Source organism: Lysobacter cavernae (assembly GCF_042648505.1).
Taxonomy (GTDB): domain Bacteria; phylum Pseudomonadota; class Gammaproteobacteria; order Xanthomonadales; family Xanthomonadaceae; genus Lysobacter_L; species Lysobacter_L cavernae.
Map to the genome: position 1 here is coordinate 43776 of NZ_JBHRXK010000009.1, position 23928 is coordinate 67703.

General features: G+C 67.6%; 23 protein-coding genes. 15 read left to right on the forward strand and 8 right to left on the reverse strand.

The window, feature by feature from the left end; all coding sequences use genetic code 11:
- Positions 1–22 precede the first annotated feature (22 nt).
- From yidC to rpmH, 3 genes are read right to left on the reverse strand one after another with little or no spacing between them, the layout of a single operon-like run.
- Positions 23–1717, reverse strand: a complete 1695-nt coding sequence (yidC, locus tag ACFOLC_RS14985; RefSeq protein WP_386760068.1) for a membrane protein insertase YidC — start codon at positions 1715–1717, stop codon at positions 23–25.
- Between the two features lie 15 nt (positions 1718–1732).
- The gene (rnpA, locus tag ACFOLC_RS14990) at positions 1733–2179 is read right to left on the reverse strand and encodes a ribonuclease P protein component (RefSeq protein ID WP_386760069.1); all 447 of its coding nucleotides are present in this window, start codon (positions 2177–2179) and stop codon (positions 1733–1735) included.
- Between the two features lie 52 nt (positions 2180–2231).
- Entirely contained in the window at positions 2232–2372 is a 141-nt protein-coding gene (gene rpmH / locus ACFOLC_RS14995) for a 50S ribosomal protein L34 (protein WP_031374044.1), read from the reverse strand.
- A gap of 394 nt (positions 2373–2766) precedes the next feature.
- On the opposite strand from rpmH, the gene dnaA reads away from it, so the two are divergent.
- The 12 genes from dnaA (at position 2767) to ACFOLC_RS15055 (ending at position 15341) form a co-directional block, all read left to right on the forward strand.
- Positions 2767–4098 (forward strand): chromosomal replication initiator protein DnaA, encoded by a 1332-nt coding sequence (gene dnaA / locus ACFOLC_RS15000; RefSeq protein ID WP_386760070.1) that lies wholly within the window; start codon positions 2767–2769, stop codon positions 4096–4098.
- 296 nt (positions 4099–4394) lie between these two features.
- Positions 4395–5495, forward strand: coding sequence for a DNA polymerase III subunit beta (gene dnaN, locus ACFOLC_RS15005; RefSeq protein WP_386760071.1), 1101 nt, complete (start codon positions 4395–4397; stop codon positions 5493–5495).
- Between the two features lie 82 nt (positions 5496–5577).
- Positions 5578–6717, forward strand: coding sequence for a DNA replication/repair protein RecF (recF, locus tag ACFOLC_RS15010; protein ID WP_386760072.1), 1140 nt, complete (start codon positions 5578–5580; stop codon positions 6715–6717).
- Positions 6718–6962: 245 nt separating this feature from the next.
- Entirely contained in the window at positions 6963–9431 is a 2469-nt protein-coding gene (gene gyrB / locus ACFOLC_RS15015) for a DNA topoisomerase (ATP-hydrolyzing) subunit B (RefSeq protein WP_386760073.1), read from the forward strand.
- Positions 9432–9589: 158 nt separating this feature from the next.
- Complete coding sequence (locus ACFOLC_RS15020) at positions 9590–10393, forward strand: M48 family metallopeptidase (protein ID WP_386760074.1); 804 nt, start codon at positions 9590–9592, stop codon at positions 10391–10393.
- A 126-nt stretch (positions 10394–10519) separates the two neighbouring features.
- Positions 10520–11737: a tetratricopeptide repeat protein gene (locus ACFOLC_RS15025; protein WP_386760075.1), complete on the forward strand. Its 1218-nt coding sequence runs from the start codon at positions 10520–10522 to the stop codon at positions 11735–11737.
- Between the two features lie 152 nt (positions 11738–11889).
- On the forward strand, positions 11890–12564 hold the full coding sequence (locus ACFOLC_RS15030; RefSeq protein ID WP_386760076.1) for an energy transducer TonB: 675 nt from the start codon (positions 11890–11892) through the stop codon (positions 12562–12564).
- 74 nt (positions 12565–12638) lie between these two features.
- Positions 12639–13391 (forward strand): MotA/TolQ/ExbB proton channel family protein, encoded by a 753-nt coding sequence (locus ACFOLC_RS15035; RefSeq protein WP_386760077.1) that lies wholly within the window; start codon positions 12639–12641, stop codon positions 13389–13391.
- 51 nt (positions 13392–13442) lie between these two features.
- Positions 13443–13859 carry an ExbD/TolR family protein gene (locus ACFOLC_RS15040; RefSeq protein ID WP_386760078.1) on the forward strand — a complete coding sequence of 139 codons (417 nt, stop codon included), beginning with the start codon at positions 13443–13445 and terminating at the stop codon, positions 13857–13859.
- 15 nt (positions 13860–13874) lie between these two features.
- Positions 13875–14291 (forward strand): ExbD/TolR family protein, encoded by a 417-nt coding sequence (locus ACFOLC_RS15045; RefSeq protein WP_386760079.1) that lies wholly within the window; start codon positions 13875–13877, stop codon positions 14289–14291.
- 111 nt (positions 14292–14402) lie between these two features.
- Positions 14403–14813 (forward strand): MAPEG family protein, encoded by a 411-nt coding sequence (locus tag ACFOLC_RS15050; protein ID WP_386760080.1) that lies wholly within the window; start codon positions 14403–14405, stop codon positions 14811–14813.
- A gap of 180 nt (positions 14814–14993) precedes the next feature.
- Positions 14994–15341, forward strand: a complete 348-nt coding sequence (locus ACFOLC_RS15055; RefSeq protein WP_386760102.1) for an ExbD/TolR family protein — start codon at positions 14994–14996, stop codon at positions 15339–15341.
- 12 nt (positions 15342–15353) lie between these two features.
- On the opposite strand, the gene ACFOLC_RS15060 is transcribed toward ACFOLC_RS15055, so the two are convergent.
- From ACFOLC_RS15060 to cls, 3 genes are all read right to left on the reverse strand, one after another.
- Positions 15354–16121 carry a pyridoxine 5'-phosphate synthase gene (locus ACFOLC_RS15060; RefSeq protein WP_386760081.1) on the reverse strand — a complete coding sequence of 256 codons (768 nt, stop codon included), beginning with the start codon at positions 16119–16121 and terminating at the stop codon, positions 15354–15356.
- Positions 16122–16272: 151 nt separating this feature from the next.
- Positions 16273–16536 carry a hypothetical protein gene (locus ACFOLC_RS15065; protein WP_386760082.1) on the reverse strand — a complete coding sequence of 88 codons (264 nt, stop codon included), beginning with the start codon at positions 16534–16536 and terminating at the stop codon, positions 16273–16275.
- Between the two features lie 111 nt (positions 16537–16647).
- A complete protein-coding gene (cls, locus tag ACFOLC_RS15070; protein ID WP_386760083.1) occupies positions 16648–18084 on the reverse strand; it encodes a cardiolipin synthase in 1437 nt (478 codons plus the stop codon).
- A 76-nt stretch (positions 18085–18160) separates the two neighbouring features.
- On the opposite strand from cls, the gene ACFOLC_RS15075 reads away from it, so the two are divergent.
- Positions 18161–19249, forward strand: a complete 1089-nt coding sequence (locus ACFOLC_RS15075; protein ID WP_386760084.1) for a PA0069 family radical SAM protein — start codon at positions 18161–18163, stop codon at positions 19247–19249.
- A 32-nt stretch (positions 19250–19281) separates the two neighbouring features.
- On the opposite strand, the gene ACFOLC_RS15080 is transcribed toward ACFOLC_RS15075, so the two are convergent.
- A complete protein-coding gene (locus ACFOLC_RS15080; protein ID WP_386760085.1) occupies positions 19282–21093 on the reverse strand; it encodes an SLC13 family permease in 1812 nt (603 codons plus the stop codon).
- A gap of 103 nt (positions 21094–21196) precedes the next feature.
- On the opposite strand from ACFOLC_RS15080, the gene ACFOLC_RS15085 reads away from it, so the two are divergent.
- Together ACFOLC_RS15085 and ACFOLC_RS15090 are read left to right on the forward strand one after the other, a co-directional pair.
- On the forward strand, positions 21197–22336 hold the full coding sequence (locus ACFOLC_RS15085; protein ID WP_386760086.1) for a sensor histidine kinase: 1140 nt from the start codon (positions 21197–21199) through the stop codon (positions 22334–22336).
- Positions 22336–22770 carry a response regulator gene (locus tag ACFOLC_RS15090; protein ID WP_386760087.1) on the forward strand — a complete coding sequence of 145 codons (435 nt, stop codon included), beginning with the start codon at positions 22336–22338 and terminating at the stop codon, positions 22768–22770. Before ACFOLC_RS15085 ends, ACFOLC_RS15090 begins: the two co-directional genes overlap by 1 nt.
- A gap of 269 nt (positions 22771–23039) precedes the next feature.
- On the opposite strand, the gene ACFOLC_RS15095 is transcribed toward ACFOLC_RS15090, so the two are convergent.
- Positions 23040–23747 carry a 2OG-Fe(II) oxygenase gene (locus ACFOLC_RS15095; protein WP_386760088.1) on the reverse strand — a complete coding sequence of 236 codons (708 nt, stop codon included), beginning with the start codon at positions 23745–23747 and terminating at the stop codon, positions 23040–23042.
- Between the last annotated feature and the right edge of the window lie 181 nt (positions 23748–23928).

Genomic DNA, 23928 nt, shown 5'->3' on the forward strand with positions numbered 1-23928 from the left:
GTCAAGTCGACACGGCCAAGGCTCAGGCCTTGGCCGGCGCCTCGCTGTAGCGCTTGACCATCCACCACTGCTGCAGCAGGCCCAGTGCGCCGTTGGTGATCCAGTACAGCACCAGGCCGGCCGGGAAGAACGCGAACATCACGCCGAACACCAGCGGCATGAACTGCATCATCTTGGCCTGCATCGGGTCCATGCCGGTGGTCGGGTTCAACTTCTGGGTGAACCACATCACCGCGATGTTGATCAGCGGCAGCACGAAGTACGGATCGCGCGCGGTCAGGTCCTGGATCCAGCCGATCCACGGCGTGTGGCGCAGCTCGACCGACTCCGACAGCATCCAGTACAGCGCCAGGAACACCGGCATCTGCAGCAGGATCGGGAAGCAACCACCGACCGGGTTGATCTTCTCTTTCTTGTACAGCTCCATCATCGCCATCTGGAACTTCTGCTTGTCGTCGCCGTAGCGCTCCTTGAGCTGGGCGATGCGCGGCTGGAACTTGCGCATCTTCGCCATCGACTTGTATTGCGCCGCCGACAGCGGATACATCACCAGCTTCAGCAGGACCACCAGGCCGACGATCGCCCAGCCCCAGTTGCCGACCAGGCCATAGATCTTCTCCAGCACCCAGAACAGCCAACCGGCCAGGGTCGCCATCAGGCTGTAGCTGCTGAAGTCGACCGCGCGGTCCAGGCCGGGCACGCGCTGCGCCTCGATCTGCTTGACCAGCTTCGGGCCAACCCACAGCCGCGCTTCGGTCGTCGCGGTCGCGCCGGGGGCGACGTTGACACCCGGGCCGACCTCACGGATCAGGTACTGGCTGCCGCCGCTGCCGCTGGGCGTGGCCAGCGAGAAGGTGCTGACGTCGTTCGCACCCGGGATCCAGGCGGCGAAGAAGTGGTGCTGCAGCATGCCGATCCAGCCGCCGGTGACCTGCTTGTCGAGCGTGCCGTCGTCGGCGAAGTCCTCGTACTTGCGCTTCTCGTACTTGTCGGCGCTGGAGTACCAGGCCGCGCCCTGGAAGCTGTAGCTTTCCGCGCTCATCGGGCCGGACTTGACCAGCGCGCGCGGCACGCGGCTGAGCTGGCGGTAGACGAAGCCCTGCCACGGCGCGGTACCGGCGTTGACCACGTCGTCGCGCACCTTCACCACGTAGTCGCCGCGGTGGAAGCGGTAGGTGCGGCGGATGGTGACGCCGTTGGCGCCGGTCCACACGAACGGCACTTCCAGCAGGTCGGTGCCCGGTGCCAGCGCGAAATCGTGCTGCGCGCCCTCTGGGCGGAAGCCCGACTCGTGGTTCGGCGCGGCACCGCCCTGGCTCACCCAGCCGCTCTGGGCGACGAAGTAGTTGCTCGGGTCCTGCGCGAACAGGCGCACCGGGGTAGTGCCGTCGGCCTCGTTCGGGTACTTGAGCAGGTCGGCCTGGCGCAGTTCGCCGCCGTCGAGCACGAGCTTGAGCACGTCGGTGGTGACGGTGACGGTCGGCGCGGTCGCGGCGGCGGCCGTCGCGGGCGCAGGCGCCGGTGCAGCCATCGCAGGAGCGCTCGGCACCGTCGGCAGGTTGCCGCCGGTCGTCGGGACCGTGCTGGCCGGTGTCGCGGCCGCCGCCGCACTGGTCGGCGCGGCTGCCGGCGCGGCCTGTTCCTTGCCCCACTCCATCCACAGCAGGGTCGCCACCATCAGCCAGGCGAAGATCAGGAAAACACGGGTCTGGTTCATGGGCGACAGGCAGGCTCAGCCAGGACGCGAGTCCGGCGTTGGGGCGGAAGGGGAAGCGGCCGGCATTGTGCCGGGCGCCGCAGTCGGGGGCAACGCAGTCGGGGGCAACGCAGGTGCGGGCAAGGCGCCGGCACGCTGGAGCAGACCACGCAGGGCCGCCGCGAGTTCCGCGCCGGTGCAGCGCGCAGCCGCAGGCCGGGCCACCACGACGTAGTCGCCCGGGGCCAGGTCATGGCGAAGATGGCGGAAGGTCTCGCGCAGCGCGCGCTTGATGCGGTTGCGGCCGACCGCATGCGGATCGACCTTGCGCGACACGGCCAAGCCAAGCCGCGGCGCGGCGTCGCCGGACTGCCAATGCAGTGCCAACACGGGCAACGCGACGCGTCGGCCTTGCTGGAAGATGCGATCGAAATCGGAACGCGCGCGCACCCGCGCGGTGCGCGGGAAGCGGGTCGATATCATGACGGGGTACCGGCGGATGCCGGTCGGCCGCACGGGGCGGCCGCAGCCAAGCTTAGGCGCAGAGACGCTTGCGGCCCTTGGCGCGACGACGGGCAAGAATCTTGCGGCCATCGGCGGTCGCCATGCGGGCACGGAAGCCGTGGTCGCGCTTGCGCTTGAGGTTGCTGGGCTGGTAGGTGCGCTTGGTGGCCATGGTCCGGCTCTGCGTAAACGTCGTAGAAGACCGGCGATTCTAGCGGGGCATTGCGGTTCGGGTCAACTGCGCGCCCGATCCACTCGACAGCCGCGCTTCTCAGCCCCTGAGTCAGGGGCGATTCGCGCGCAGCGCGAATGGGGTGTGGATGCACAGACACGGGGCCCGAGGTTTGCGGTGCAAACCTTGGGGGGCATGCCCGCGAATGCGGGCATGCCCTGTGGACTAACCTGTACATGCCCCTGTGGACAAGTCCTGTTCCACACCGGATCGCGGTGATAGTCTGACCGCCTCCCCCGCCCCGTTCGCCGCGATGTCCCACATCGCGCGGCCGGCCGCTTTTCGCCTGCCGCGCCGCTGCTCGGCGGCCGCACAAAGAAGACGCTCTGACCCGATGGATGCTTGGCCCCGCTGCCTCGAACGCCTTGAAGCCGAACTGCCGGCCGAAGATGTCCACACCTGGCTCAAGCCGCTGCAGGCCTCGCGCCGCGACGACACCACCGTGCTGTACGCGCCCAACGCCTTCGTGGTCGAGCACGTGCGCGAACGCTACCTCGCCCGCATCCGCGAGCTGCTGGTGCATTTCGCCGGCACCGGCGAGGTCAGCCTCGAAATCGGCTCGCTGCCGCGGGCGGCCGTGCCGGCCCCGATCAGCGACCTGCCGGCCCCGCGCATGGGCACGGCCGTGCCGTCCGAGCCGTTCCACGGCAACCTCGACAGCCACTACAGCTTCGACAACTTCGTCGAGGGTCGCAGCAACCAGCTCGGCCGCGCCGCCGCCTGGCAGGCCGCGCTCAAGCCCGGCGACCGCGCCCACAACCCGCTGCTGCTGTACGGCGGCACCGGCCTGGGCAAGACCCACCTGATGTTCGCCGCCGGCAACGCCATGCGCGCGGCCAACCCGGCGATGCGGGTGATGTACCTGCGCAGCGAGCAGTTCTTCAGCGCGATGATGAAGGCGCTGCAGGACAAGGCGATGGACCAGTTCAAGCGCCAGTTCCAGCAGGTCGACGCGCTGCTGATCGACGACATCCAGTTTTTCGCCGGCAAGGACCGCACCCAGGAGGAGTTTTTCCACACCTTCAACGCGCTGTTCGACGGCAAGCAGCAGATCATCCTGACCTGCGACCGCTACCCGCGCGAGGTCGAGGGCCTGGAGCCGCGCCTGAAATCGCGCCTGGCCTGGGGCCTGAGCGTGGCGATCGAGCCGCCCGACTTCGAGACCCGCGCCCAGATCGTGCTGTCCAAGGCGCGCGAGCGCGGCGCCAACATCCCCGAGGACGTGGCCTTCCTGCTCGCCAAGAAGATGCGCAGCAACGTGCGCGACCTCGAGGGCGCCCTCAACACCCTGGCCGCCCGCGCCAACTTCACCGGTCGCGCAATCACCCCCGAGTTCGCCCAGGAAACCCTGCGCGACCTGCTGCGCGCGCAGCAGCAGGCGATCGGCATCCCCAACATCCAGAAGATCGTGGCCGACTACTACGGCCTGCAGATCAAGGACCTGCTGTCCAAGCGCCGCACGCGTTCGCTGGCGCGGCCGCGGCAGATGGCGATGGCGCTGACCAAGGAACTGACCGAACACAGCCTGCCCGAGATCGGCGACGCCTTCGCCGGCCGCGACCACACCACCGTGCTGCACGCCTGCCGGCAGATCCGCACCTTGATGGAGACCGACGGCAAGCTGCGCGAGGACTGGGACAAGTTGATCCGCAAACTCAGCGAGTGAGCGGCCACCGACGGCGCCACGACTGGACGGCGGCGGCACTTATCCGCAAGCTCGGCCAACAAGCGGTGCACGGCCCGGGCACAAGCTGTGGACAGATCGGCGTCGGCACCAGTGCTGTAAAGTTGTCCACAGATTGTCCGTGGCTTGCAAGACCGGTTTTACCGAAGTTTTCACGGCAGTAAAATCCTTGATATTCAAAAGCTTGAGTTGGTTTTCCCGGATTTCGGGCGACACCATCACCACCATGCTTTTGATTTATTCCACACCTTAGTAATGGCAAGGGGACGGGGTTCCGCATGCGTTTCAGCCTCCAACGCGAAGTGTTTCTCAAGCCGCTCGCGCAAGTCGTCAATGTCGTCGAGCGCCGCCAGACCTTGCCGGTCCTGGCCAACCTGCTGGTCCAGGTCAAGGACGGGCAGCTGTCGCTGACCGGCACCGACCTCGAGGTCGAGATGGTCTCTCGCGTCATGGTCGATGACGCGCAGGACGGCGAAACCACGATCCCGGCGCGCAAGCTGTTCGAGATCGTTCGCGCCCTGCCCGACGGCAGCAAGGTCACGGTCTCGCAGACCGCCGACAAGATCAGCGTGCAGGCCGGGCGTTCGCGCTTCACCTTGGCCAGCCTGCCGGCCAACGACTTCCCGTCGATCGACGAGGTCGAGGCCACCGAGCGCGTGCGCGTGCCGGAAGCGGCGCTGAAGGAACTGATCGAACGCACTGCGTTCGCGATGGCCCAGCAGGACGTGCGCTACTACCTCAACGGCCTGCTGTTTGACCTGCGCGAAACCAGCCTGCGCTGCGTCGCCACCGACGGGCACCGACTGGCGCTGTGCGAGGCCGACTACGAGGGCAGCGCCCAGACCAAGCGCCAGATCATCGTGCCGCGCAAAGGCGTGCAGGAGCTGCAGCGCCTGCTCGAAGGCGGCGAACGCGAGCTCGAGCTGGAAATGGGCCGAGGCCACATCCGCGTCAAGCGCGACGACGTGACCTTCACCAGCAAGCTCATCGACGGCCGTTTCCCCGATTACGAGGCGGTGATCCCGATCGGCGCCGACCGCGAGGTGCGGATCGAGCGTGAAGCCCTGCGCGCCTCGCTGCAGCGCGCCGCGATCCTGTCGAACGAGAAGTACCGCGGCGTCCGCATCGAGGTGTCGCCGGGCCAGCTCAAGATCAGCGCGCACAACCCGGAGCAGGAAGAAGCGCAGGAGGAAGTCGAGGCCGACACCAAGGTCGATGACCTGGCGGTGGGCTTCAACGTCAACTACCTGCTCGACGCCCTCACCGCCCTCAAGGACGAGCACGTGGTGATCGCCCTGCGCGACGCCAACTCCTCGGCCCTGGTGCGCGAGGCCGCCAACGACCGCTGCCGCCACGTGGTGATGCCGCTGCGCCTGTGATGTTCCACGTGGAACCACGTTATCCACAAACGCCCGGCCCCGCCGGGCGTTTCGTTTGGGGCCTCCCGTAGACTTGAGCGCAATGCACGTTACCCGTCTTGAACTGCGCGGCCTGCGCCGCTTTGGCGAGGTCCGCCTCGACCCGGCCCCGGGCCTGAACCTCATCACCGGCGACAACGGCGCCGGCAAGACCAGCGTGCTCGAAGCCCTGCACCTGATGGCGTACGGCCGCAGTTTCCGTGGTCGCGTGCGCGACGGGCTGATCCGGGCCGGGGAGCCGGCCCTGGAGGTGTTCGTCGAATGGCTGGAAACGGTGGGTGCCGTGTCGTCGGCCACCGCTGTTGCCGAACCGCAGGCCGGTTATCGGCGTGCCCGCAAGGCCGGCCTGCGCCACAGTGGCCAGGACTGGACCGGCCGACTCGACGGCGCCCCGGTCGCGCACCTGGGCGAGCTCTGCGCGGCCCTGGCCGTGGTCAGCTTTGAGCCCGGCAGCCACGCCCTCGTCACCGGCGGCGGCGAAACCCGGCGGCGCTACCTCGATTGGGGTTTGTTCCACGTGGAACTTGGTTTCATGCCGCAATGGCGTCGTTACGCGCGCGCGCTCAAGCAGCGCAACGCCCTGCTCAAGGCGCGGGTACGCGACGGCCAGCTCGACGCCTGGGACCACGAGCTGGCCGACGCCGGCGAGCCGCTGAGCCGGCGCCGCGAGCAGTACCTGGAGGCCCTGCAGCCCCGGTTCGCCGCGCTGCTGGCCGAACTCGCACCCGCCCTCGGCGCCAGCCGGCTGGATTATCTGCCCGGCTGGCGCCGCGACGAGCTGCCGCTCGACGATGCCCTGCTGCTCGCCCGCGAACGCGACCTGGCCGCCGGTTACACCACGGTCGGGCCGCACCGCGCCGACTGGCGCATCGCCTTCGGCGCCCTGCCGGGACGCGAGGCCCTGTCGCGCGGCCAAGCCAAGTTGACCGCGCTGGCGGCGCTGCTGGCGCAGGCCGAGCACCATGCCCAACTGCGTGGCGAGTGGCCGGTGATCGCGCTCGACGACCTTGCCTCGGAACTGGATCGCCAGCACCAGGCCCGCGTGCTGGCGCGGCTGCTGGCCAGCGGCGCCCAGGTGTTCATTACCGGCACCGAAGCCCCACCGGCCTTGGCCGCGCTGGGGGCGGTCGTGCACAGGTTCCACGTGGAACATGGTGAGCTGGGCCGCCTCCCGGGCGGCTGACCTGCCGCTTGGCTGGGTTGTTCGATTCAGTGCGGCCCGATGGCGTTCCTGCCGGGACGGCAAGCTCACCGGCAGTCATGCAGGCAAGCCCGGATTGGCCGGTTTTTGCGGGCTTGCAGCGCTCGCCAGCGGCGGTGCCGTGGCCGGGGGTATCCCCGCCGCCTGCTATACTCCGTGCTCATATCGCTAAGCGTCTCGACGCGTCCCGGACCTCCGGTTACCGCGTCGTCGGAGCCTGTTGCCGCATGACCCAGACCGAGCACGACCCCTCGCAAGATTCCGCGCCTGCCGCGTCGTCCCCGTCCCAGACCTACGATTCCAGCAAGATCACCGTCCTGCGCGGGCTCGAAGCCGTGCGCAAGCGTCCGGGCATGTACATCGGCGACGTCCACGACGGCACCGGCCTGCACCACATGGTGTTCGAGGTGGTCGACAACGCGATCGACGAGGCCCTCGCCGGCCACGCCGACGACGTCGTGGTGACGCTGCACGAGGACGGTTCGGTCTCGTCCTGGGACAACGGCCGTGGCATCCCGGTCGACATCCACAAGGAAGAAGGCGTGTCGGCGGCCGAGGTGATCCTCACCGTGCTGCACGCCGGCGGCAAGTTCGACGACAACAGCTACAAGGTCTCCGGTGGCCTGCACGGCGTCGGCGTGTCGGTCGTGAACGCGCTGTCCGAGCACCTGTGGCTGGACATCTGGCGCGACGGCCACCACCACCAGCAGGAATACTCGCTCGGCGAGCCGCTGTACCCGCTCAAGACGCTGGAGGCCTCGACCAAGCGCGGCACCCTGCTGCGCTTCAAGCCGGCGGTCGAAATCTTCACCGACGTCGAGTTCCACTACGACATCCTCGCCAAGCGCCTGCGCGAGCTATCGTTCCTGAATTCCGGCGTCAAGATCACCCTGGTCGACGAGCGCGGCGAAGGCAAGCGCGACGTGTTCCAGTACGAGGGCGGCATCCGCTCGTTCGTCGAGCACCTGGCCCAGCTCAAGACCCCACTGCACCCGAATGTCATCTCAGTAACTGGTGAGATGAATGGCATCACGGTCGACGTCGCCCTGCAGTGGACCGACGCCTACCAGGAAACGATGTTCTGCTTCACCAACAACATCCCGCAGAAGGACGGCGGCACCCATCTGATCGGCTTCCGCGCCGCGCTGACGCGCACGCTGACCAATTACATCGAACAGAATGGCATCGCCAAGCAGGCCAAGGTCGCGCTGTCTGGCGACGACATGCGCGAAGGCATGATCGCGGTGCTGTCGGTCAAGGTGCCGGACCCGAGTTTCTCCAGCCAGACCAAGGAGAAACTGGTTAGTTCCGAGGTCCGACCGGTCGTTGAAAGCACGTTCGGTGCACGTTTGGAGGAGTTCCTGCAGGAACACCCCCACGAGGCCCGTGCGATCGCCGGCAAGATCGTCGACGCCGCGCGCGCGCGCGAGGCCGCGCGCAAGGCCCGCGACCTGACCCGGCGCAAGGGCGCGCTCGATATCGCCGGCCTGCCCGGCAAGCTCGCCGACTGCCAGGAGAAGGATCCGGCGTTGAGCGAACTGTTCATCGTCGAGGGTGACTCCGCCGGCGGCTCGGCCAAGCAGGGTCGCAACCGCAAGACCCAGGCGATCCTGCCGCTCAAGGGCAAGATCCTCAACGTCGAGCGCGCGCGCTTCGACCGCATGCTCGGCTCGGCCGAAGTCGGCACGCTGATCACCGCCCTGGGCACCGGCATCGGCAAGGACGAGTACAACCCGGACAAGCTGCGTTATCACCGCATCATCCTGATGACCGACGCCGACGTCGACGGCAGCCACATCCGCACCCTGCTGCTGACCTTCTTCTACCGCCAGATGCCGGAGCTGATCGAGCGCGGCCACGTCTACATCGGCCTGCCGCCGCTGTACAAGATCAAGCAGGGCAAGAACGAGATCTACCTCAAGGACGATGCCGCGCTCGACGCCTACCTGGCCAACAACGCGGTCGAAGGCGCGTCGCTGATCCCCGCCACTGGTGAGCCGGCGATCGAGGGTGCAGCCCTGGAGAAGTTGCTGCTCGTCTACGCCGGCGCGCGCGAGACCATCGCGCGCAATGCGCACCGTTACGACCCGAGCGTGCTCGAGGCGCTGATCGATTTCACGCCGCTCGACAGCAACCACCTGCTCGGCAGCGACGCCGCGCAGCAGGAGCTGCGCACGCTGGAGCAGCGCCTCAACCGCACCGGCCTGGGCCAGCCGCGCTACGTGCTGGAATGGCACGCCGCCAACGAAACGCGCCAGGCGGCACTGCTGGTCACGCGCCACCACATGGGCGAGCAGCTCACCCAGGTGCTGCCGCTGGCCGCCTTCGAAACCGGCGAGCTGCGCGCCTTGCGCGAAGCGGCGACGTTGCTGCACGGCCTGGTGCGCGAGGGCGGGCAGATCGTGCGCGGCAACCGCGCGCAGGAGGTCACCCGCTTCGCCCAGGCGCAGGCCTGGCTGCTCGAGGAGGCCAAGAAGGGCCGCAGCATCCAGCGCTTCAAGGGCCTGGGTGAAATGAACCCGGAGCAGTTGTGGGACACCACGGTCAATCCGGAGACGCGGCGTCTGCTGCAGGTGCGCATCGAGGACGCGGTCGCGGCCGACCAGATCTTCAGCACGCTGATGGGCGACGTCGTCGAACCGCGCCGCGAGTTCATCGAGGACAACGCGCTCAAGGTGTCCAACCTCGACGTCTGAGGCGCGCACGAACACCTGCGCCGGTCGTGTCCTGTGGGCGCGACCGCGACGCACGACAGACTTGGTATGGGGCGCCGGTCCCGGCTTGGGGCGGCATTGACGGCCTGTTAATACTTCCCGCCCTACAACATAGCCATCGGATCGATTCGGGGTACCTCATGAAGCCGTTGCTGCTCGGCCTGACTCTCGCGGCGGTCGTCACCGCCTGCGCCACCACCACCTCACCGACCGGGCGCCGGCAGGTCGTCGGCGCGGTGCCGCAGGCGCAGCTCGATCAGATGGGCGCGCAGGCGTTCACCGAGGCCAAGGCCAAGCAGAAGCTCAGCACCGATGCCCGCCAGAACGCCTACGTGCGCTGCGTGGTCAACGACATCACCCGCGAACTCCCGGCCGGCTGGCAGACCCAGTGGGAGGTCGCGGTGTTCGCCGACAGCTCGCCCAACGCGTTCGCGCTGCCCGGCGGCAAGATCGGCGTCAACACCGGCATTTTCACCGTCGCCAAGAACCAGGACCAGCTGGCCGCGGTGATCGCGCACGAGATCGGCCACGTCGTCTCGCGTCACCACGACGAGCGCATCACCAAACAGCAGAGCACCTCGACCCTGCTCGGCATCGGCAGCGCCATCCTCGGCTCGGCCTACGGCTCCGGTGCGGCCAACGCCGCCGGCCAGCTCGGCGGTGCTGCGGCGCAGACCTTCTACCTGCTGCCAAACTCGCGCACCCAGGAAAGCGAGGCCGACGTGGTCGGCCAGCAGCTCGCCGCCAAGGCCGGCTTCGACCCGCGCCAGGCGGTCAACCTGTGGCAGAACATGATCGCGGCCAGCAGCGCCCGGCCACCGCAGTGGTTGTCGACCCACCCTGACCCTCAGTCGCGCATCAACGAACTCGGCGCCCGCGCCGGCGCGTTGATGCCGACGTATGAACAGGCGCGCGCCGCCGGCCATACGCCGAAGTGCGGATAAACAAGTGGCGCGATGCATGGATAACCCCGTATCGCACGCCCCCGCGTTTCTGTTAGCGTGACGGCCCCCCGGCCCTGCGCCGATCGTCCCGCCGAACCCCATGCGGCTGCAGATTTGAGGTGTTTCATGAGCAAGCTTTCCATCCGCAAGCACAGTCTGCTGGCGGCGGCCATCGGCACCGTGCTGGTGTTCGGCGCGATCAGCCAGGTCAATGCACAGACCGCGCAGCAGCGGGCCGATGAACGCCGCGCGCAGAAGGGCGCGCAAAAAGGCCAGAGCGCCAAGGCGGAGGAGCAGTACCCGCAGGCCACGCGTCAGTCGCCGGAGACCAAAGCGACGTCCAAGGGTGGGGCCAAGTTGCAGAAGATGATGAAGCTCTACGACGACGAGAAGGGCGCCGATGCGCGCGCCGTCGCCGACGAGATCATCGCCAACCCCGCTTCCAACGCTTACGAGCACGCCTTCGCCGCGCAGATCGGCGCGCAGATCGCCTATGACGCCGACGACACCGCCACGGCGATGGCGTATCTCAACAAGGCGATCGAGTTCAACGGCCTCGACAACAACGGCCATTACGGCGCGATGTTCATGCTGGCCCAGCTGCAACTGCAGGAAGACCAGTACGCCGAGTCGCTGAAGACCTTCGACCGCTTCTTCGCCGAGACCAAGAGCCAGAAGCCGGAGCAGCTGGTGCTCAAGGGCAACGTCCTCTATCGCCTGGAGCGCTACCCGGAAGCGGCGGCGGTGCTCAAGCAGGCCATCGACGCCTCGCCCGAGCCCAAGGCCGAGTGGCAGCAGCTGTTGATGGCGACCTACGCCGAGAGCGGCCAGGCCGGTGAAGCGGTCAAGATCGCCGAGGGCCTCGCCGCCAAGAACCCGGCCGACAAGCGCGCCCAGCTCAACCTGGCCGCGGTCTACCAGCAGAACGACATGCTCGACAAGGCCGCCGTGGTGCTCGAGAAGCTGCGCGCATCGGGCCAGCTCACCGACGACAAGGAATACCGCCAGCTCTACGCCACCTACCTGAACATGGACGGCAAGGAGAAGGAAGCGGCCAAGGTCATCACCGAGGGCCTGGAGAAGGGCGTGCTCAAGCCCGACTACCAGGTCTACCTGGCGATGGCGCAGTCGTACTACTTCTCCGACCAGGTGGCGCCGGCGATCGACGCCTACAAGAAAGCCGCGCCGCTGGCGCCCGATGGCGAGGCCTACCTCAACCTCGCCCGTGTGTTGTGGCAGGAAGACCGCATCCCCGAGGCCAAGGAAGCCGCCAAGCAGGCGATCGCCAAGGGCGTGAAAAAGCCCGACGACGCCAAGAAGATCCTTGCCCTACCCGCAAAATAGGCGGAAAGAGCAAAGAAATAGCCAATTGCCCTTGGAACGCAGGGCGCAGTTTGCTATATGCTAGGAGGTTCCCGCGACTGTAACCGGTTGCGGGGATCGAACGACGGCCCGCGGCGCCCTGGCGCCCGGAAACACCTCCCGAGCTACGGCGCATGACGCAAGACCTCGAAATTCACGCAAAGAAAGACGACGATCGCAACGAGTTGAACTGGCCGCGTATTGCCGGTTTGACCATCGCGATCGCCTTCCACGTCGGAGCGTTGCTCCTGTTGCTTGCTCCCATGGTTCCGCCCGTGCAGCAGCAGCAGGAGGAAGACGTGACCTTCGTCAATATCATCAAGCCGCCACCGCCGCCGCCGCCACCGCCGCCACCGCCGCCGGAGCCGCCGAAGGAACTGACGCCGCCTAAGACGCTGACGCCGCCGCAGCCGACGCCGTTGCCGCCACCGCCGGAAGATCCGCCGGTGCTGGTCGACGACCCGACGCCGATCGACGTGCCGGCTCCGCCGCCGGCTCCGCCGTCGCCGCCGGCCCCGGCCACCAACATCGGCTCCAGCGTCGACCCCTCGTCGAAGCGACTGAACCCGCCGAAGTACCCGCCGACCGAAGCCCGCCAGGGCGTGGGCGGTACCGTGGTGCTGATCATCACCATCGACGGCCAGGGTAACGTCCTCGATGTGTCGGTCGAGAAGTCCAGCCGCAACCGCAACCTCGACCGCGCCGCAATGGATGCCGCGCGTAAATGGAAGTTCAATCCGGAGACGCAGAACGGTGTCGGCGTACAGAGCCGGGTCCGAGTTCCGGTCGATTTCGTCCCGCCGAACTGATCGGGTTCACGGGACTGCTGTAAGTAACGCGTAACCCCTACTTTTCCATTCCACGACATTCAAAGGTAAGCGTCATGTTGCAGGAAACCACTACCGCTGTTGCCGCTGGAGGCTCCAACGCCGATGCACTCCAGCAGATGGGCTTCGCCGAGCTGCTGAAGAACTTCGATGCCCTCGGCTGGATTGTTTTCGTCACCTTGGCCGTGATGTCGGTGATGTCGATCTACTGGATCGTCATGAACTTCATCCGCAACGCACGTCTGCGCTCCAGCTCGGACCGCGTTGTCAGCACGTTCTGGGAAACCCCGAACGCGCAGGACGCCATCCGTTACATGGAAGAGCAGGCGCGCTTCGAGCCGTTCTCGAAGATCGCGCTCGATGCCGCCCAGGCCGCCGCTCACCACCAGCGCCACGAAGGTTCGCGTCTGGTCGAGTCGCTGAATCGTTCCGAGTTCGTCGACCGCGCCCTGCGCCAGGGCGTGACCCGCGAGTCGATGAAGCTTGAGTCCGGCCTGACCGTGCTTGCCACCGTCGGTTCGACCGCGCCGTTCGTCGGCCTGCTCGGCACGGTGTGGGGCATTTACCACGCCCTGATCCGTCTCGGCGCCAGCGGCGAGTCCTCGATCCAGGCCGTGGCCGGCCCGGTCGGTGAAGCGCTGATCATGACCGCGATCGGTCTGTTCGTCGCGATTCCGGCGGTGCTGTCGTACAACTTCTTCACCCGCCTGAACCGTGTGACGAACAACAAGTTCGACACCTTCGCGCACGACCTGCACGACTTCTTCGCCACCGGCGCACGCGTCGGCGAGCTGTCTGGCAAGCGCTAATCCTCAACGCTGTAACGTCGACACCCTTTTGCAGTAGGTTGGAGTTCGGACATGGCCTTCAGTACAGGCAACGATAGCGGCGGCCCAATGGCCGAAATCAACGTCACGCCGCTCGTCGACGTGATGCTGGTGCTGCTGATCATCTTCATGATCACGGCCCCGCTGATGACGCAAAAAATCGAGGTAAAGCTGCCTGAGGCCAATCTCGACGAGAAGGCCAAAGAGACGAAGACCCCGCCGATCACGATTGCGGTGCAGGAGAACGGCTCGATGTACTGGAACGACGAGCCGGTCACCCGTGACCTGCTCGAGAGCCGTCTGTCGATCGAGGCCCAGAAGACGCCGCAGCCGCAGGTCAACATCCGCGGCGACCACACGACCAAGTACCGCATCGTCAGCGAAGTGGTGAAGGTCGCGCAGGCCCAGGGCATGCGCAAGGTCGGCTTCGTGGCCAAGAAAGAGCACTGACTGGAGATTTGACTCATGGCTTTCGCATCAAACTCCGGTGGCGGCGCGATGTCCGACATCAACGTCACGCCCCTCGTGGACGTGCTGTTGGTGTTGCTGATCATCTTCATGGTGACCGCGCCGACTCTGACCTACCCGATCGACGTCAATTTGCCGCAGAAGTCGATTAACCCACCACCGCAGACGAAGACGCCGCCGCCGCCGATCCGGCTGCGCATCGACGCTACGGGACAGGTGTTCTGGAATGACTCACCGCAGCCGATGTCGGTGGTCGAGAATCTGATGGAAGTCGAGGTCAACCGAGACCCGAGCAACCAGCCGATGCTCGAAATCGACACCAATGCGGATGCCAGCTATGGCGTGTTGGCCAAGGTGCTGGCTTACGCCAAGAATGCAAAAATGGAAAAGATCGGCTTCGTCCAGAACGAATGACCGATCGGCGCTTACCGTCGTGACAAACGCCGCCTCCGGGCGGCGTTTTTTTATGCGCGCCTCTCTGCGGCGCGATAGGCTGCTGTTTCCAGACATCGGGGGACGGGGCACATGGCGCATCCATTGATACTTCCGATGGCCGCTCATGTAGCGCTTGCTTCGCTGCTCTACGTTCTGCTCACCGTTACACGCGCTCCCAAAGTCTGGGGCATCGGCCGACGTTCCGACGGTTCGAATCCCTGGGCGGCTGTTGAGCCGCGGATCAGCGCCAACCTGTCCAATCAGTTCGAGTGGCCTGTCTTGTTCTACGCAGCGTGCCTGCTGCTCATGCAGAACCCATCGGAGAGTGTTGCCGCGGTGGCGCTGGCCTGGATATTCCTGTTCGGCCGCCTGGCGCATAGCGGCGTCCAGATCTTTACGACAAACATCCGGCTGCGCGGCCTGGTCTTCACCATCAATTTCCTCGCGACCCTCGGACTGTGGGCGCTGGTTCTCCAATTGCGCTCGTTGCGTGCTGCCTGACGACGCTCACCCAAGCCACCGTCGTTTCGCGGCCCGGCCGACTCGGGCGCTTGTCAGCCGCGCCGGGGTCGGCGTAGCGTGGTGTCGGGCATCCCGCCCCTGCTGGAGGTGTGCATGGCCGTCTCCGCTTACTTCCGTTCCGACCGCCACGGCAATCTGCGCGAAGTCGCATAGATCAACATCACGCCGTTGGTCGATGTGCTGCTGGTGTTGCTGGTGATCTTCATGGTGACCGCGCCCGTGTTGAGCGGGCGGCTCGACCTGCGACTGCCGCAGGTGCCGGTCGATCCGCAGCCGCTGCCACCGGCGCCGCGCAGCGAATTGCTCGTGCGCCACGACGGCAGTTTCCAGCTCGACGGTCGCGGTCTGACTTCCAGTGAGCTGCAGCCGGCCCTGCAGGCCTTGGCCGCACGTGCTCCGCGGACGGTGCTCCACGTCGGCGCCGAGGCCGAGGCCGACTACCAGGGCTTTGCCCGTGCTGTGTCGGCCGCCAAGCACAGCGGTTTGAACGACATCGCCCTGCGCTGAGCGGACGCGCGGTCAGCGCGTGTCGTCGAGGATCTGCAGGTAGCGCTGCACGGTGGAGGCGAGGCCGTCGTACAAGGCCTCGCCGATCAAAGCATGGCCAATCGACACCTCGAGCACGCCGGGCACCGCGCGCAGGAAAGCGCCGAGATTGTCCTGGCTGAGGTCGTGGCCGGCGTTGACGCCGAGTCCGGCAGCCTGGGCGCGACGGGCGGCCTGCGCGAAGCGCGCCGTCATCGCCGCGCCGTCGCCGGCGGCTTGAGCCTCGGCGTAGGGGCCGGTGTAGAGCTCGACGCGATCGGCGCCGACCGCCGCGGCCTGGGCGATGCCGGCCAGGCCGTTGTCGGTGTGGGCGTCGGCGAACAGGCTGACGCGGCAGCCCAGGGCCTTCAGCGCCTGGACATGCGGCTGCAAGGTCGCGGCATCGCGCTGGAAATCGAAGCCGTGGTCGGAGGTGAGCTGGGCGTCGCCATCGGGCACCAGCGTGGCCTGCGCCGGCCGGGTCTGTTCGCACAGCGCCAGAAAACCGGGGTAGCCGGGGCGCGGTGGCGCGAACGGGTTGCCTTCGAGGTTGAACTCGACGCCCTGCGCGCGCGTCAGCGCGGCCAGCGCCAGCACGTCGTCGGCACGGATGTGGCGCGCATCGGGACGCGGGTGCACGGTGATGCCGTGGGCGCCGGCGGCGAGACAAGCCTGCGCGGCACGCACGACATCGGGTTCGCCGCCGCCGCGCGAATTGCGCAGCACGGCGATCTTGTTGACGTTGACGCTGAGCACGGTCATGGCGTCATGGCCGGGCATGAGAGGCGGGGCGCGCCGAGGCAATGGTTCATGGCTCTCCAAGTGGGCACATGCCGCGGCAGTGGACACGGCCGCGGGCAGCAGCCCATCGGAAACATGCTAGCGCAGGCCTGCGCCTGCGCAGAGGGTGTGGTCAGGCCGTCGGTGGCTCGGCTGGCGGTGCCGCGGCCGTGCGGCGTGCTTCGGCCTGCTCGCGCAGGCGGCGCAGCTCGACCGGGTCGAGCATCAGCGATTCGTCGCGGCTCTGGCTGCCCAGGCGTTGCGCGAGCAGCGCCATCACCCAGGCCAGCAACAGGCCGAGCGCGACCAGCAGGCACAACACCAGCACGGCGACCGAGCTGGTCTTGAACGAGATCGCGAGGGCGGCCAGGGCCAACAGCAGATAAAGCCAGTGCATCGCGGCGGTGCTCCTTGGGTGGGGTGCGACGAACGCGAAGGAGTGTAGCGCGGGCGTCGCAGCGCGGCCCTCCGGTCGCCCGCCGGCAGCGACCGCCGGTCTGGGCACCGTCTACAGCAGTGGCGACACCAGCCGCGCCAACGCCTCGGGCACGCGCGTGCGCCACAGCGGCCGGACGCGGTCGTCGCGCACGCGCGGGGCCTGGCTGCACTCGGACTGGATCAGCCGTGCCAACGCGGCCACCAGCGACGCATCGCGGAACATCACCGAGATCTCGAAGTTGAGGCGGAAGCTGCGGTTGTCGAAGTTGGCGCTGCCGATGATGGCGAGGTCGTCGTCGCACAGCAGGGCCTTGCTGTGCAGCATGCGCGGCCCGTACTCGTGGATCTTGGCCCCGGCTTCGAGCAGCTCGTCGAAGTAGGAGCGCGCGGCGTAGGTCACCAGGCGGCTGTCGCTGAGCTTGGGCACCAGCAGGCGCACGTCAAGACCGCCCAGCGCGGCCGAGGTCAGCGCCATGCGCGCGGCCTCGCCGGGGACGAAGTACGGCGTGACCAGCCAGACCCGGCGTTGCGCGGAATGGATCGCGCCGACATGCAGGCGGTGGATCGCTTCCCACGACGAATCCGGACCCGACACCAGCACCTGCGTGGCGACCGTGCCAGGTTGCGGCGGGGGAGAGTGCAGCTTGAGCGGTGGCTGCCCGGTCGCGTAGGCCCAGTCCTCGACGAACACCAGCTGCAACTCGTGCACCACGTCGCCCTCCAGGCGCAGGTGCAGGTCGCGATAGGCGTCGCTGCGCAGGCGCTCGTCTTCCTCGTCGGTGATGTTGATGCCGCCGGTGAAGCCGACTCGGCCGTCGATCACGACGATCTTGCGGTGGGTGCGCAGGTTCAACCACGGCCGCTTCCAGAACCAGCGCAGGCGCATCGGGTGGAACCAGGCGACTTCGGCGCCGGCGTCGACCAGCGGCCGCAGGAAACGGCGCTTGGTCGCTCCGGAGCCGACCGCGTCCAGCAGCAGGCGCACCTTGACGCCGGCACGGGCGCGCTCGATCAACGCATCGCGCAGGGCCGTGCCGGTGCGGTCGGGCAGGTAGATGTAGTACTCCAGATGGATGTGCTCGCGCGCCTGCGCGACCGCCTCGAGCAGGGCGGCGTACTTGGCAGCGCCGTCGATCAGCAGCTGCGCGTGGGTCGCGGTGGTCGGGGGCAGGCCGGTGGTGGCCTGGGCGATCTTGGCCAGTTCGATCGCGTCGGGGTTCGGGTGCAGGCCGTGCGGCGGCACTGGCAGCGTCGCACGCGCGCGCACCCGGCGCAGGCGCTGGCGGTGGATGCGCTGCGGGCCGAAGACGAAATAGATCAGGAAGCCGACGTAGGGCAGCGCCGCCAGGCTGATCAGCCAGCTCAGCGTGGCCACCGGCTCGCGCTTCTGCAGCGCGATCCACAGACCCAATCCGACCAGGTAACCGAGCCAGCCCAGCGTCAGGTACAGGCCAAGGTGCGGGATCGCGGTAAAGGCGTCCCAGGCGTCCTGCAGGGCATGGTGCATGCGCGATCGTCTCCGGCTGAATCGTTCAGACGCGTCGTCGCAGGGAGTGCGACAGCGCCGACGTAGGCTAAGCCGCATGGACGACGCCCGCAAAGCCCAGGCTCCGATCAAAGGCCGCGGTGCCGCGTCCTACGTCGACGGGCGCTATGCGGTGACGGTCGCGCGCGGCGAGGACGACGGCTGGGGTTCGGTCTACGAGGACCTTGCCGAGGCGCCGCACCCGGACACGCGCGTCACCGAGGAGCGCGCGCGCAGCATCATCAGCCGCAACGATTCGCCAGACATCGGTTTCAGCCAGTCGGTCAATCCCTACCGCGGCTGCGAGCACGGCTGCGTCTATTGCTTTGCCCGGCCCTCGCACGCCTACCTCGACCTCTCGCCGGGGCTGGATTTCGAAACCCGGCTGTTCGCCAAGACCAACGCGGCCGAACGCCTGCAGGCGGAGCTGGCCAAGCCGGGCTACCACTGCGCGCCGATCGCGCTGGGCATCAACACCGATGCCTACCAGCCGATCGAGCGCCGCTACCGGATCACGCGATCGCTGATCGAGGTGCTGGACGCGTGCTCGCATCCGTTCAGCCTGATCACCAAGAACGCCGCGGTCACCCGCGACCTCGACCTGTTCGCGGCGATGGCGCGGCGGCGATTGGTGTCGGTGTATTTCTCGGTGACCACACTCGACAACAAGCTGTCCGCGCGCATGGAGCCGCGCGCCGCGGCGCCACACGCGCGCTTGAAGGCGATGCGCACGCTGCATGAGGCCGGCGTGCCGGTCGGGGTGATGGTCGCGCCGGTGATCCCGATGATCAACGACCGCGAGATCGAGCACATCCTCGAGGCCGCACACGAACACGGCGCAGGCGCTGCCGGCTACGTGCTGTTGCGCTTGCCGCACGAGCTAAAGCAGGTTTGGCGCGAATGGTTGCAGCTGCACTACCCCGACCGCGCCGAGCACGTGATGAGCCTGATCCGGCAGATGCGCGGCGGCAAGGACTACGACAGCGCGTTCGGCACGCGCATGCGCGGCGAAGGGCCGTTTGCGCAGCTGATCGCGCAGCGTTTCGCCAAGGCGCACAAGCGGCTCGGCTTCGGCCGGTTGCCCGCGCTCGACAGCGCGCAGTTCGTGCCACCGCGCAAGCCGTCGCCGCAGGGCGAGCTGTTCTAGGCGAGTCGTTACAGGACGAATCGTTTTGAGGCTCAACCGCCCGGCAACAACGGCCCACCCAGCCACAACCAGCGCGCCATCCAGGCGCTGACCAGCGCGATCAGCGCGGTCAGAGGCAGGCCGATGCGCAGGAAGTCGTGGAAGCGGTACTGGCCGGGGCCGAGGATCAGCAGGTTGCCGTGGTGGCCGATCGGGGTCAGGAACGCGACCACCGCGCCGAGCGCGGTGCAGACCACGAACGGTGTCGGCGCCAGGCCCAGCGACTGCGCCAGCTCGACTGCGATCGGGCCGAGCAGCACCGTGGTCGCCGCGTCCGACAGGATCTGGGTCAGCAGCGCGGCGACGCTGAACATCACCAGCAGCACCGCCAGCGCCGGCCAGCCGGCGACCACGTGCAGCAGGCCGCTGGCGAGCAGCTGCGCGGTGCCGGTCTGCTCCATCGCGATGCCGAGCGGGATCACCCCGGCGATCATCACGAAGATGCGCACGTCGATCTCGCGGTAGGCCTGCTCGACGTCGACGCAGCGCGTGGCCACCATCGCCACCGCACCGAGCAGGAACGCGAGCGGCGCCGGCAGCCATTCGGTCGCGGCGGCGAGCACGGTCGCGGCCAGGATCGCCAGCGCGATCGGTGCACGCACGCGGCGCCGCGCCTCGCCGGCGAACGGCACCAGCATCAGGAAGCCGTGGTGCGCGGCCAGCTCGGCAAAGCGCGAGGGTCGCCCCCACAGCAGCAGCAGATCGCCTTCGCGCAGGCGCGCCTCGGCCAGGCGCGGCATGGCGTGCTCATCGCCGCCCGCACTATCGCGACGCCACAGCCCGGCGATCACCGCATGGAAACGCCGCGCGAAATCGAGCTCGCGCAGGCTGCGGCCGATGAACTCCGAGCCCGGCGCGACCACCGCCTGCACCAGCTGTGGCGTGCCCTCGCCGCTGGCGTGGTCGCCGTAGTGCGCGATCGCCTGCAGGTCCAGGCCGGGGTCGTCGTGCAGCGAGGCCAGCGCGTCGGCAGAGGCCTCGGCCAGCAGGATGTCGCCGCTGATCAGCGGGCTGGCGGCGGTGAGGTCGTCGCGCATGCGGCCGTCGCGCAGCCAGCCGACCAGGCGGAAGCGGTCGCCCAGCGCCTTCTGCAACTCGGCCAGCGGCCGCGTGCTCCAGCGCGAGCCTTCGATCACCAGCAGCTCGGTGCGGTAGCGGTCCAGGCGCAGGTAGCTTTCGTCGGCAAGCGCGCCGAAGCGGCGCGGCAGCAGCCAGCGCGCCAGCAGCATGTAGGCCACGCCGATCGCCACCAGCGCCAAACCAATCGGCGTGATCGAGAAGATGCCGAGCCCTTCCGCGCCGGTGCGCTCGATCAGGTTGTCGGCGAGCAGGAATGCTGGGGCGCTGACCAGGGTCAAGGTGGTGCCGAGCGAGGCCGCGAACGACATCGGCATCAGCAGGCGCGATGCCGACAGGCCGCGGGCGCGGGCGAAGCGGGTCAGGATCGGCAGCATCATCGCCGTCACCATCACGTGGTGGGTGAACGACGACAGCAGCGCCACCGCCGGCATCGTCACTGCGATCGCGCGCGTCTCGCTGCGGCCGGCGGCGCGGCCGATGCCCTGGCCGAGACGCTCGGTGATGCCGGTCGCGGCGAGGCCGCCGGAGATCACGAACACCGCCGCGACGATGATCGCCGGCTCGCTGGCGAAGCCCGACAGCGCCTGTCGCGCATCGAGCACGCCGGTGAGCACCAGCGCGAGCAGCGTCAGCATCGCGGTCACGTCGACCCGCAGGCGCTCGCTCACGAACAGGTACAAGGCGCCGGCGAGCACCAGCAGGAACAGCACTTGTTGCATCTCCATGCCGGGCATTGTGCGGGATACGGTCATACCGCCGCGCTTCACGCTGCCTGCACCAGCCTGTCACGATGCTCTTGGCTACACTGGCGTAAACAGCAATGCGTGCATGTCCATGAGCAATACCGCGGCCCAACCATCCGGAGATGACCGCTTCCGGCTGGCGATGGCCGCATCCGGTCTCGGCATGGCCATCGTCGATCTGCAGGGATGCTGGGTCGAGGTCAATCCCGCGTTCGAGCGCATGTTCGGTTACGCCGCCGCAGACATGGTCGGCCGGCCGACCTCGGCGTTCACCCATCCCGATGACCTGCTGCTCACGCAGTCGTTCCTGCAGGGATTGATCGACGGCAGCATTCCGATGCTGGATGCGCCCAAGCGTTACCTGCATCGCAATGGCGAGACGATCTGGACCCACGCCCATGTCGCGGTGGTGCGCGACCAGGGTGGCAAGGCGCTGTACCTGCTGGTGCAACTGCGCGATGTCAGCGCGCAGCGTGCGGCCGAGGAGGCGCTGCAGTCGCGCGTCGATGCCGAGCATGCCGCGCTCGATGCGTCCCACCGGCAACTTCAGCTGTTCGCCGATGCGGTCGCGCACGACCTGCGTGCGCCGCTGCGCTCGATCGAGAGTTTTTCCGGACTGCTCGCCGACCGCGCCCAGGAGCGCCTCGACGACACCGACCGCGATTACCTGGCGCGCATCCGCGCCGCCGCCGCGCGCATGACCGCGCTGCTCAGCGCGCTCAACGAGCTGTCGTACGTGACCCGTGCCGAACTCGAGCCGGCACGGGTCGACCTGAGCCTGCTCGCCGAATGGGTCGGCGCCGAACTGCAGGATGCCGAACCGCAGCGACGCGCCGAGATCCACGTGCAGTCGGACCTGGTCGCGCAGGGCGACGAGCGCTTGCTCAAGCTGCTGCTGGGGCAGTTGATGAACAACGCCTGGAAGTTCTCGCGCGAGCGTGAGCCGATCCGCATCCAGATCAGCGGCGAGCGCGACGGCGACACGTTGCGCTTGCAGATCCGTGACCACGGGATCGGTTTTGACATGCGCTATGCGCACAAGCTGTTCGAGCCTTTCCAGCGCCTGCACGGGCCGGACCAGGGCGGCGGGCACGGACTCGGCCTGGCGATCGCGCAACGCATCGCCGAGCGCCACCACGGCCATCTGCATGCACAGTCGCAACCCGAGAGCGGCAGCACCTTCACGCTGGAATTGCCGGCCATCATGGCGGAGGAACGCAGTTGATGCACAAGGAAATCCTGCTGGTCGAGGACAATCCCGACGACGTCGAGTTGACCCGGCTTGCCTTTGACGAGGCCAAGATCGCCAACCGGCTGGTGGTGGTGGGCGACGGGGCCGAGGCTCTGGATTACCTGTTCGCGCGCGGCAAGCACAGCGACCGCAGCCTCGACGATCTGCCGTCGATCGTGCTGCTTGACCTCAACCTGCCCAAGATCGACGGACGCGAGGTGCTGCAGGCGATCCGTGCGCACGAGGCCACGCGCACGTTGCCGGTGGTGGTGCTGACCACCAGTGCCGAGCCGTTCGACGTCGAGGCCAGCTATGCGCTTGGGGTCAACAGCTACATCCAGAAGCCGGTCGATTTCGAGCAGTTCGTGTGGGCGGTGAAGCAGGTGGGGTTGTACTGGCTGGTGCTGAATCATCCGCGGCATGAGTAACGGCAGCCGTTGTCGTGATTTGGGTTGATCTGGCTCCGTAGAGCTCGCCGAGCACGGTAAGCGTGGGCCGAGTCTGCGCGATCGATCCGGCCCTCGAGTAAATCGTTGTAGGAGCGGCTTCAGCCGCGAGCTTGGATGCCCCCTGCACATGCGAAAAGCTCGCGGCTGAAGCCGCTCCTGCATGAAACAACATTCGGGTCGGCTAATTAATGAGAAGCGCAGGGCGGCCGACATGCTCGTTTCAGCGATGAGCGTTGAAACGCGAAAGGTTACCGGCTGCCGAACAACTGTTCGGCCCGCTGGAACAAGATCCAACTGGTGGCAATGATCTTGTCGCCGCCCTTGGGACGGTTGCCGCGGTGGGTGTGGGTGAACGCCGCCGGGGCGATCAGCAGGCTGCCGGCGCACGGCGCGACCTTGCGCTGCTGGTAGAGGAACTCGGTCTCGCCCTCGGCGAAGTCGTCGTTGAGGTACAGCGTCCACAGCAGATGCCGGTGCAGTGTCTCGGCACGCGGATCGCGCGGGTACAGCTCGCAGTGCCAGTACGGGTAGCCGCCGCGGTCGGCGCTGTAATGCTGCAGGTTGATCGCACCAGGACGCAGCACCGTCTGCACGATCGGCGCCAGCGTGGCGTCGTCCATCGCCGCCAGTCGCTCGGGGGTGAGGCGATGGTTCTTGCCGTCTTCGCCCGGGGTTTCCAGCATCAGCGGCGCGATCAGGGTGTGCGGGTAACGGCGCAGGTAGGCGACCAGCCCCTGGAACACGGCGCGGTTCAACAGCTCCTCGGCATCGCGCCAGGCGTCGTGGCCGCTGATGGTGAGGTCGTGGCTGTCCTTGAGTTCGGGCATCACGCCGCCGCCGACGCGGCCGGGCACGGTGTCGGCGCTGTCGGCGAAACGGGCGATCAGCGCGGCGCAGTGGGCGCGGTCGAGCAGGTCCGGATAGACCTCGATGAAGTCGTGGGCGACGGCGGGCATGCGCGGCTCTACGTAATGCGGGAGGAAAGCGGCCATCCTCGCACGCCGAAAAAGGGATGCAAAAACGCAACGCGCGACGCCGGCGCGAGCGCGGGTGCGTCGAGTGCTCTGGGCACCGCGAGGGCGCGGTGCCGATACCGGGATGGGTGACGGCTGGCAGACGCGGCCGCGTGCTGCGGTT

What these genes read in the sequence shown, in the direction of transcription:
- yidC (WP_386760068.1), bottom strand. Translation starts at nt 1,717, where the DNA reads ATGAACCAGACCCGTGTTTTCCTGATCTTCGCCTGGCTGATGGTGGCG.
- rnpA (WP_386760069.1), bottom strand. Translation starts at nt 2,179, where the DNA reads ATGATATCGACCCGCTTCCCGCGCACCGCGCGGGTGCGCGCGCGTTCC.
- rpmH (WP_031374044.1), bottom strand. Translation starts at nt 2,372, where the DNA reads ATGGCCACCAAGCGCACCTACCAGCCCAGCAACCTCAAGCGCAAGCGC.
- dnaA (WP_386760070.1), top strand. Translation starts at nt 2,767, where the DNA reads ATGGATGCTTGGCCCCGCTGCCTCGAACGCCTTGAAGCCGAACTGCCG.
- dnaN (WP_386760071.1), top strand. Translation starts at nt 4,395, where the DNA reads ATGCGTTTCAGCCTCCAACGCGAAGTGTTTCTCAAGCCGCTCGCGCAA.
- recF (WP_386760072.1), top strand. Translation starts at nt 5,578, where the DNA reads ATGCACGTTACCCGTCTTGAACTGCGCGGCCTGCGCCGCTTTGGCGAG.
- gyrB (WP_386760073.1), top strand. Translation starts at nt 6,963, where the DNA reads ATGACCCAGACCGAGCACGACCCCTCGCAAGATTCCGCGCCTGCCGCG.
- ACFOLC_RS15020 (WP_386760074.1), top strand. Translation starts at nt 9,590, where the DNA reads ATGAAGCCGTTGCTGCTCGGCCTGACTCTCGCGGCGGTCGTCACCGCC.
- ACFOLC_RS15025 (WP_386760075.1), top strand. Translation starts at nt 10,520, where the DNA reads ATGAGCAAGCTTTCCATCCGCAAGCACAGTCTGCTGGCGGCGGCCATC.
- ACFOLC_RS15030 (WP_386760076.1), top strand. Translation starts at nt 11,890, where the DNA reads ATGACGCAAGACCTCGAAATTCACGCAAAGAAAGACGACGATCGCAAC.
- ACFOLC_RS15035 (WP_386760077.1), top strand. Translation starts at nt 12,639, where the DNA reads ATGTTGCAGGAAACCACTACCGCTGTTGCCGCTGGAGGCTCCAACGCC.
- ACFOLC_RS15040 (WP_386760078.1), top strand. Translation starts at nt 13,443, where the DNA reads ATGGCCTTCAGTACAGGCAACGATAGCGGCGGCCCAATGGCCGAAATC.
- ACFOLC_RS15045 (WP_386760079.1), top strand. Translation starts at nt 13,875, where the DNA reads ATGGCTTTCGCATCAAACTCCGGTGGCGGCGCGATGTCCGACATCAAC.
- ACFOLC_RS15050 (WP_386760080.1), top strand. Translation starts at nt 14,403, where the DNA reads ATGGCGCATCCATTGATACTTCCGATGGCCGCTCATGTAGCGCTTGCT.
- ACFOLC_RS15060 (WP_386760081.1), bottom strand. Translation starts at nt 16,121, where the DNA reads ATGACCGTGCTCAGCGTCAACGTCAACAAGATCGCCGTGCTGCGCAAT.
- ACFOLC_RS15065 (WP_386760082.1), bottom strand. Translation starts at nt 16,536, where the DNA reads ATGCACTGGCTTTATCTGCTGTTGGCCCTGGCCGCCCTCGCGATCTCG.
- cls (WP_386760083.1), bottom strand. Translation starts at nt 18,084, where the DNA reads ATGCACCATGCCCTGCAGGACGCCTGGGACGCCTTTACCGCGATCCCG.
- ACFOLC_RS15075 (WP_386760084.1), top strand. Translation starts at nt 18,161, where the DNA reads ATGGACGACGCCCGCAAAGCCCAGGCTCCGATCAAAGGCCGCGGTGCC.
- ACFOLC_RS15080 (WP_386760085.1), bottom strand. Translation starts at nt 21,093, where the DNA reads ATGGAGATGCAACAAGTGCTGTTCCTGCTGGTGCTCGCCGGCGCCTTG.
- ACFOLC_RS15085 (WP_386760086.1), top strand. Translation starts at nt 21,197, where the DNA reads ATGTCCATGAGCAATACCGCGGCCCAACCATCCGGAGATGACCGCTTC.
- ACFOLC_RS15090 (WP_386760087.1), top strand. Translation starts at nt 22,336, where the DNA reads ATGCACAAGGAAATCCTGCTGGTCGAGGACAATCCCGACGACGTCGAG.
- ACFOLC_RS15095 (WP_386760088.1), bottom strand. Translation starts at nt 23,747, where the DNA reads ATGCCCGCCGTCGCCCACGACTTCATCGAGGTCTATCCGGACCTGCTC.